Source organism: Sutterella parvirubra YIT 11816, assembly GCF_000250875.1.
In the GTDB taxonomy this organism is placed as follows: Bacteria; Pseudomonadota; Gammaproteobacteria; order Burkholderiales; family Burkholderiaceae_F; genus Sutterella; species Sutterella parvirubra.
The window spans coordinates 41,106-43,236 of record NZ_JH605018.1 but is presented as its reverse complement, the minus strand read 5'-3'; the positions used below and the strand labels follow the sequence as shown (position 1 = coordinate 43,236).

Genomic DNA, 2,131 nt, shown 5'->3' with positions numbered 1-2,131 from the left:
CGGGCGCTTTGTCTTGGCTCCCGAGAAGGACCCGTAGAGGAGGCTTCATGCGCATTCTGCTCGTAGAGGACGACGAGGACGTGGCGCGCGCCGTGGAAGGCGCCCTGGTCTCGGAAGGCCACGCCGTGACGCGGGCGGCCGACGGCCGCTTCGCGCTCACCGCCGCCCGGACGGAACCCTGGGACGCGATCCTCCTGGATCTCGGCCTCCCCGGCGTCGACGGGATGCGGGTGCTGAGGACGTTGAGGAGCGAATTCGTCTCCACCCCGGTCCTCATCCTCACGGCCCGGGACGCGTTGGAGTCCCGCTTGTCGGGCCTTGACGCCGGCGCCGACGACTATCTTGTCAAGCCCTTTCACACGAGCGAACTTTTGGCGCGCCTTCGCGCCGTCATGCGGCGACACGGGGGCGGCCAAAGCCACCCGACGAACGGCGTCGTGACGCTCATGCCCGAAGAGCAGGAGGCGCAGTTGGCGGACGGCTCCCGCGTGCGGTTGTCGAAACGCGAATCGGCGCTTCTGGAGGCGCTCCTCGCCAAGCCCGGCACGATCGTCTCGCGCCGACAGTTGGAAGCGCGCATCTACGAGGACGAAGTCCCCGAGAGCAACGCGCTCGAATACATCATCCATGCGCTCCGGAAGAAGCTCGGCCCCGAGGTCGTCGAAAACGTCCGGGGCCTCGGCTGGCGCGTCGCGCGCGGGCCTGTAGCCGGTGGATCCGGTGGAGCCGGATGAGCGGGAGGGCCATGATGGACGTTCTCCAAACCCGCGAAGCGCATCCGTCGCTCTTTCGCCGCCTCATCCTTTGGGGCGCGGCGGGCGTGATCCTCGCGGCGGTTGCGGCGGCCGGCGTCGTCGCCGACCGCATGGCGAGAAAGGCGGAAGAGAACCAAACGCGGCTCCTTCACGAAGTGGCCGGGGTCGTGGCCCGCATGGAAGCGGGGCGCAGGGCGCCCATCGCCCACACGATGGACCAGAGGGCCTTCGCCGAGGCCTATCTCGACCCCCAGGGCGTGACGCCCGCGGGAGAAGTCCTTCTCGTGCACACCTTGGACGAAGGCGGCGTGACGCTTCGCGTCGCGTTGGACGAGGCGCTCCCCGACGGCGACCACACGATCGAGATCGACGGCGAAGCCTGGTGCGTGCACACGCAGACGCTCACCACCGGTCGGCACGTCGCCGTCGCGCAGCAGTTGTCGGAAGTCGAGCGCATTGAGCGCGACGCCGTCATGCAGGCGGTGGTTCCGGTGATTTTGGGCGCGATCGCGATCCTCATTCTGGGCGCCGTCGTCATCCGGCGGACGAGCCGCCCGGTGCTCGCCTTGGCCGATTCGATCGGACGGCGGGAGCCGGATTCGGCCGAACCGTTGTCGGCTGACGGGGTGCCTTCCGAGGTGATGCCTTTGATCGAGTCCGTGAACGACCTTCTCGCCCGCGTCGAGGTGCTCCGCGCGCGCGAAGCGCGCTTTGCGGCGGACGCGGCGCATGAGCTCCGCACGCCCTTGACGGCGCTGAAGCTCGAAGCCGAGAGCCTCGTACGATCGGGGTTCAAAGACCCCGAGGCAGCGAAGGCATCGGTCGCGGCGATGGAGCGCGGGATCGAGCGCTTGGGGCGCCTCGTCGACCAGCTCCTGACGCTGCAGCGCGCCCAGTTGGGGCGCAACGCGCAGGCGAACGTTCCCGAAGCCGACCTCCTCGAAGCCTTGGGCGAAGCGGTCTCGCTCGTCTGGGAGGAGGCGGAAGGAAAGGCAATCGACTTCGAGGCCGTGGGGTTCGATGCGCTCGAAGACGCGCCCGTAAAGTTCCCCGTGACGCCGGAGGCGTTGACCGGGCTCCTCAGGAACCTCATTGAGAACGCCGTCCGCTATTCGCCCCGAGGGGGCGAGGTGCGGGTGCGGCTCGTCAGCCTCTCGCCCTTCGTGATGGAGGTCGCGGACCGCGGCCCCGGGATTCCGGAGGAACTCCTCTCCCGCGTGATGGATCCCTTCTTCCGGGTGCCGGGCACCGGCGTTTCGGGAACGGGCCTGGGGCTCGCGATCGTGCGCGAAACGGCCGCGCAGGCGGGGCTCGGCGTGACCCTCACGAACACGCATCCTGGCCTCACGGTGCGGCTCGCCGCGGCGGATGCGGCG

The 2,131-nt window shown here is 69.2% G+C and carries 2 protein-coding genes; both read left to right on the top strand.

All coding sequences use genetic code 11. From position 1 onward, the window contains the following. Positions 1–47 precede the first annotated feature (47 nt). A complete protein-coding gene (locus HMPREF9440_RS09830) occupies positions 48–734 on the top strand; it encodes a response regulator transcription factor (protein WP_008543837.1) in 687 nt (228 codons plus the stop codon). An 11-nt stretch (positions 735–745) separates the two neighbouring features. After that, on the top strand, positions 746–2,131 hold a 1,386-nt coding region (locus tag HMPREF9440_RS09825), incomplete at its 3' end, for an ATP-binding protein (protein WP_040765607.1).